The 5771-nt window shown below is 62.4% G+C and carries 6 protein-coding genes and 1 pseudogene; 4 read left to right on the plus strand and 3 right to left on the minus strand.

Translation table 11 applies throughout. From position 1 onward, the window contains the following. Both EOA86_RS19090 and EOA86_RS19095 read right to left on the minus strand, forming a co-directional pair. Window positions 1–211, minus strand: a pseudogene (locus EOA86_RS19090) (ABC transporter permease); the annotation flags it as partial. 40 nt (window positions 212–251) lie between these two features. Next, window positions 252–992, minus strand: a complete 741-nt coding sequence (locus EOA86_RS19095; protein WP_029351636.1) for an ATP-binding cassette domain-containing protein — start codon at window positions 990–992, stop codon at window positions 252–254. 426 nt (window positions 993–1418) lie between these two features. Between EOA86_RS19095 and EOA86_RS19100 the strand changes: the two genes are divergently transcribed. Both EOA86_RS19100 and EOA86_RS19105 read left to right on the plus strand, forming a co-directional pair. After that, window positions 1419–2408, plus strand: coding sequence for a sugar-binding protein (locus tag EOA86_RS19100; RefSeq protein ID WP_065006737.1), 990 nt, complete (start codon window positions 1419–1421; stop codon window positions 2406–2408). 134 nt (window positions 2409–2542) lie between these two features. Next, window positions 2543–3340: a FadR/GntR family transcriptional regulator gene (locus EOA86_RS19105; RefSeq protein WP_065006738.1), complete on the plus strand. Its 798-nt coding sequence runs from the start codon at window positions 2543–2545 to the stop codon at window positions 3338–3340. An 8-nt stretch (window positions 3341–3348) separates the two neighbouring features. Here EOA86_RS19105 and EOA86_RS19110 read toward each other — a convergent pair whose 3' ends face one another. Continuing rightward, window positions 3349–4287 (minus strand): NAD(P)-dependent oxidoreductase, encoded by a 939-nt coding sequence (locus tag EOA86_RS19110; protein WP_128343099.1) that lies wholly within the window; start codon window positions 4285–4287, stop codon window positions 3349–3351. A gap of 155 nt (window positions 4288–4442) precedes the next feature. On the opposite strand from EOA86_RS19110, the gene EOA86_RS19115 reads away from it, so the two are divergent. Then, window positions 4443–5339 carry an NAD(P)-dependent oxidoreductase gene (locus EOA86_RS19115; protein ID WP_128343100.1) on the plus strand — a complete coding sequence of 299 codons (897 nt, stop codon included), beginning with the start codon at window positions 4443–4445 and terminating at the stop codon, window positions 5337–5339. A 102-nt stretch (window positions 5340–5441) separates the two neighbouring features. Then, on the plus strand, window positions 5442–5771 hold a 330-nt coding region (locus EOA86_RS19120; protein ID WP_164891830.1), incomplete at its 3' end, for a GntR family transcriptional regulator.

Raw genomic sequence — 5771 nt, forward strand, 5'->3', positions numbered from 1 at the left:
AGGTCATGCCCAGAGCGACGATGGCGACGAAGGTGACGTTACGGGTGATGTTGTAGAGGTTCTTCGTCGTGGCGAACGAATCCGTGGCGACAGACAGGAACAGGCAGGCGAGGATGACCGCGATCACCACCCAGAAGGTCTGGCTGGCAAACACCCTGGTCAGCAAAGTGTGCTGCTTCTGCGCGATCGTCTGGTCAAGAGTTACTGCCATCGTCGACCTTTATCTGCTTGCGTGATGAAACCCGATGACATCAAACCTGTTCGATGGCGCCGGTGATGAGCCCGGTGACTTCCTCGGGCGAACTCGACGCGATCGTCTTGTCGGCAACCTTGCGGCCGCGCCGCATGACGATGACGCGGTCGGCAACGTCAAAGACGTCGGGCATGCGGTGACTGATCAGCACGACCGCAATGCCCTGGTCGCGCAAATGGCGGATCAGGTTCAGCACCTCGGCGACCTGTCGGACCGAAATCGCCGCCGTCGGCTCGTCCATCAGCACGATCTTAGCCTGCGAAAGCATGGTGCGGGCAATCGCCACCGCTTGCCGCTGGCCGCCCGACATCTGCTTGACCAAGTCACGCGGGCGGGTTTCGGATTTCAGCACGGCAAAGATCTGGCCGGCGCGCTTGTACATCGCGGCGTAGTCGAGGATGCGAAACGGCCCGACGCCGCGGCGCAGCTCGCGGCCGAGATAGACGTTGGCGGCGGCCGTCAGATTGTTGCACAGCGCCAGATCCTGATGGACGATCTCGATGCCGTGCTGGCGCGCCTCCACCGGCTTGTGCAGGATCAGTTCCTTGCCGTCCATCTGCATCGTGCCGTGGCTCGGGCGGAAATTGCCGGCGATCATCTTGACCAGTGTCGACTTGCCGGCGCCGTTATCGCCCATCAGGCCGACCACCTGTCCGGCCTCGATCGACAGCGAAACGTCGTTGACGGCTTGGATGGCGCCGAAATGTTTCGAGATGTTGGCGAGTTCGAGAACCGACACCAGACTGCTTCCTCCCCGTGGTTCCGGCCAGCGGTTCTGCCGCGGCCTCGCTCTCCCCAGCCCCTCCCGGGAACAGCGCTTTCGCCCATTTACGCACATGCCCCCTTGCCGTCAACAGCGGCTTCTTTCGAAAAATCCGTTTTGTAGGACAAATAGCAATTGACGTTGGTCGCAAGCCGATATTAGCTAAGCGTCGGAGGAGATTATGCCGATCTCCTGTTCCGGCGCGCCGGCGGAATCGGCGGAGGTTTATCGGTCGAGGATCTGGCAGCGTCCGTACCGCGCTGGTCTGCGGCCGCATCTGGAAATACTTATCGGCCCGGCTTGGCGACACGAGTGCTCGCGAAACGAACCTCTGTCATCGCGCATCCGGGCCGGTCTGTGTGGCGGGCACGCCGTGTCCGTCTGTTTCAAGGGAGGACTGAAATGAGGAAATCACTATTGCTCGCTGCCGTCGCCATGCTGGCGTTGGGCGCCGGGCCGGCTATGGCCAAGAAACAGCTCGTCATCGTGGTGAAGGGGCTCGACAATCCGTTCTTCGAGGCCATCAACCAGGGTTGCCAGAAATGGAACTCGGAAAACGCCAACTCGGAATATGAATGCTTCTACACAGGTCCGGCGTCGACCTCGGACGAGGCCGGCGAAGCCCAGATCGTTCAGGACATGCTGAGCAAGCCAGACACGGTGGCGATGGCCATATCGCCGTCCAACGCGCCGCTGATCGCGCAGACGATCAAAAGCGCCAATCCGTCGATCCCCATCATGACGCTCGACGCCGACCTCAGCAAGGAAGATGCGGCGCTGCGCAAGACCTATCTCGGCACCGACAACTACCTGATGGGCTACAAGATCGGCGAGTATATCAAGAAGGCCAAGCCGGATGGTGGCAAGATCTGCACCATCCAAGGCAATCCGGCGGCCGACAACATCCTGCGCCGCGCTCAGGGCATGCGCGACGCGCTTACAGGCCAGAAGGATCTCCCGGCGCTCGCCGGCGAGGGCGGCTGGACCGAGGTCGCCGGCTGCCCGGTGTTCACCAATGACGACGGCGCCAAGGGCGTGCAGGCGATGACCGATATCCTCGCCGCTAATCCCGATCTCGACGCTTTCGGCATCATGGGCGGCTGGCCGCTGTTCGGTGCGCCGCAGCCCTATCGCGACCTGTTCAAGCCGATGGCCGATAAAATCGCCAAGAACGAGTTCGTCATCGGCGCTGCCGATACGATCGGTGAGGAAGTGGCGATCGCCAAGGAGGGTCTGGTGACCGCGCTGGTCGGCCAGCGGCCGTTCGAGATGGGCTACAAGGCGCCCTCGGTGATGATTGACCTGATCGAAGGCAAGCCGGTCGCCGATCCGGTCTTCACCGGTCTCGACGAGTGCACTAAGGATACGGCCGACACCTGCATCCAGAAGTAGGTTCGCAGTTTCGGGGCGTCCGATCGACGGGCGCCCCGTCACACCGGTTCACGAAAACCTACGAGGTGAGATTGCTGGGGCGAACCGCTCCTGCTTTGCCGCGCCTTGAGTTCAGCATGTGCCGGGGAACATGGATGTCGGACGCAAGATCGAAAAAGCGACTTACCACGGTTAATGCACGGGCCAAGGTCAAGGCACAGGCTGCCCGTCCGCCCGGCGCGCGCCGTACCGATGCGGCGCTGATCCCCGGATCGAGCGTGCACGCGTCGCTGGCCAACGAGATCGGCCTCAGGATCGTTCGCGGCGACTATCCGCCGGGAGCCATCCTGCCCAACGAGGCCAAATGGTCCGAGACTTTCAACGTCAGCCGCTCGGCGGTTCGCGAAGCGATCAAGATGCTGATGGCCAAGAGCCTGCTGGCTTCACGCCCCAAGATCGGCAGCTGGGTCGAGCCGAAGGAGCGCTGGAACCTGCTCGATCGCGACGTGCTGGCTTGGTACGCGACGTCGCCCGACCGCGAAGTGTTCCTCAGAACCGTGCAGGAGTTCCGTCATATTATCGAGCCGGAAGCCAGCGCCTTTGCCGCGATCCGGCGTAGCGACGAGCAGATGGCCGAGATCAGCCAGGCCTGCCGGGAGATGGGCCAAGCGACGACGCTGCAGGAGCGCACCCGCGCCGATACGCGTTTTCATCTCGCCATCCTGCGGGCGTCGGGCAACGACCTCCTGGTACCGCTCGGCGTGCTGATCGAATCCGCGCTCGACCACCTCTTCGTTTTCGTCACCCGCGAAACCAGCGACCAGCCTCGAGCGCAGGCGCTGCATGAGGCGATCGAGAAGAACATCCGGCTCCAGCGGCCGGCTGCAGCCCGCACCGCAGTGCACAGACTGCTCGCCAATACCGACGACGTTATCGGGCGGTCGCGGCGCTAGAACGGTCCTTAAACCTCTTGCCGCTTGCCGTCCTTGCTCGGTGTCAGGTCGACGCCGTTGACCTTGCCGATATGCGTCGCCAGCATCGGCACATATTGATCGGCCGGCCCAGCGGCGAATGCGCCGGCGAATGCGTTCTTAGTGGCATTGCCAAGCGGGTTGGCGATGCCGGCAGCACCCGCCATCGATTCGAGATAGGTGAGGTCCTTGAAGGCGTTGGCGATGGTGAATTTGTGCGCATCGCGGTCGCCTCCCAAGGTCCAGCGCATAAAGGTCTGGTAGAAGCCGCAATCCATGCGGCCGTTGCGGATAACGCTGTCAAAGCGCGGCGGCGAGATGCCGACCTTCTCAGCCAGCGCCAACGCCTCGGAATAGATCGCCGCATAACCCAGCGAAATAAAATTGTTTAGCAGCTTCATGCGGTGGCCATCGCCGGTGTTGCCGATGTGGACGATGCGTCCGGCCCAAGTGTCGAGCACCGGCTTCAGTCGGGCAAAGACCCCGTCGGACGCGCCGACCATGGCGTCGAGCGTGCCTTCCCAGGCCTCCTTCGGCGTGCGGCTGAGCGGGGCATCGACATAGTCGACGCCGAGCGCCTTGAGTTCGGCGGCAAGCGCTACGGTCGAGGTCGGGTCCGAGGTCGAGCAATCAACGACCACCGAACCCTTCTTCAGGCCTTCCTTGAGGCCGCCGGGCCCGCGGATGATGGCTTCGACCTCGCGCGAGCCGGTGACGCAGATGAAGACGATATCGGATGCCACTGCCACGTCGCGCGAGGTCGCGGCTTCCTCCGCACCCCGGCCGAGCAGGTCTTCCGCCGGAGCGCGGTTCTTGCGGCCGAGGAATGTCAGCGAATAGCCCTTATCGACGATGTTCTTCGCGATCCCGTGCCCCATCAAGCCCAGTCCGATGAAGCCGATCTTTTCGCTCGCGGCGGTGGTGTTCATGTCCGTGTAATCCTGTGTTGCGGTCTCGATGACGGCGCTGCACTTTGGCAGGCGAATTGTTGAAGCGGGTTTTTGCCGCAAGCGGTCGGTAGACGATTGCAGAGTTCGATATTGTCTGACAATACACATGAATTCCAGGGAATGTGGAGAGCAAAATGACGAAGCGGATCATGTTCACCGGCGGCAGCGGCAAGGCCGGGCGTCATGTCGTGCAGTATCTGGTCGAGCAGGGGTGCCAGCTGCTCAACATCGATACCAAGCCGCTCGACAATCCCAAGGTGCGCACGCTGATCACCGACATCACCGACAGTGGGCAGGTGTTCAACGCGCTGTCGAGCTATATGGGCCTGCATGAATTCGACCCGTCGCTGCGCGCGCAGCCGGTCGACGCCGTGGTGCATTTCGCGGCGATCCCGCGCATCATGATCACGCCCGATAACGAGGTGTTCCGTATCAATGCGCTCGGCACCTATAATGTAATCGAGGCGGCGGTGAAGCTCGGCATCCGCAAGGTGGTGATCGCCTCCAGCGAGACGACCTATGGGCTGGTCTTCGCCAACGAGCCGCGCGACCCGACGCATTTCCCGCTCGACGAGGAGTACGATGTCGACCCGATGGACAGCTACGCGCTGTCCAAGATCGTCAACGAGAAGACGGCGCGCGCCTTCGCGCTGCGCAGCGGCATCGACATCTACGCCTTGCGCATCGGCAACGTCATCGAGCCGCATGAATATTCGCTGTTCCCGAAATGGTTCGCCGATCCGGGTTTCCGCAAGCGGATCGCCTGGAGCTATATCGACGCGCGCGACCTCGGCCAGATCACGCTTCGCGCGATCGAAAAGGATGGGCTCGGCTATCAGGTGTTCAACGCAGCCAATGACGACACCTCGTCCGATCTGCCGACGGCTGAACTCTTGAAGCGGTTTTATCCCGGCGTGCCGGTCAACGTTGAGCTCGGCGAATACGAGACGCTGCTTTCGAACCGCAAGGCGCGGGATGTGCTCGGGTTCCGCCCTGAACACAGTTGGCGGAAATACGTCAAGTCGGCATGACGGGGTCGATGCACCCGGGCTGATCTGTGCACAGAAGCAGGCTTTGCAGCCCGAGGCTTGTCCTGTGCTTGACAGCTTTCGGAATCCGGACTTTGTGAACGCATGCGGGACGGCAAGCCGAATAGGGGAAAAACACCGGCCAAGGCGGCGTCCGCCGAGCGCCCGGCTGTCGTCCGCCGTGCCGATGCGGCGCGTATGCCTGGGTCGAGCGTGCATGCGTCACTAGCCAACGAGATCGGTCTCAGGATCGTGCGCGGCGACTATCCGCCGGGAACCATCCTGCCCAACGAGGCCAAATGGTCCGAGACTTTCGACGTCAGCCGCTCGGCGGTGCGCGAAGCGATCAAGATGCTGATGGCCAAAAGCCTTTTGGCGTCGCGTCCGAAGATCGGCAGCTGGGTCGAGCCGAAAGAGCGCTGGAACCTGCTGGAC

It is taken from the genome of Mesorhizobium sp. M5C.F.Ca.IN.020.32.2.1, from assembly GCF_004023105.1.
GTDB lineage: Bacteria > Pseudomonadota > Alphaproteobacteria > Rhizobiales > Rhizobiaceae > Mesorhizobium > Mesorhizobium wenxiniae.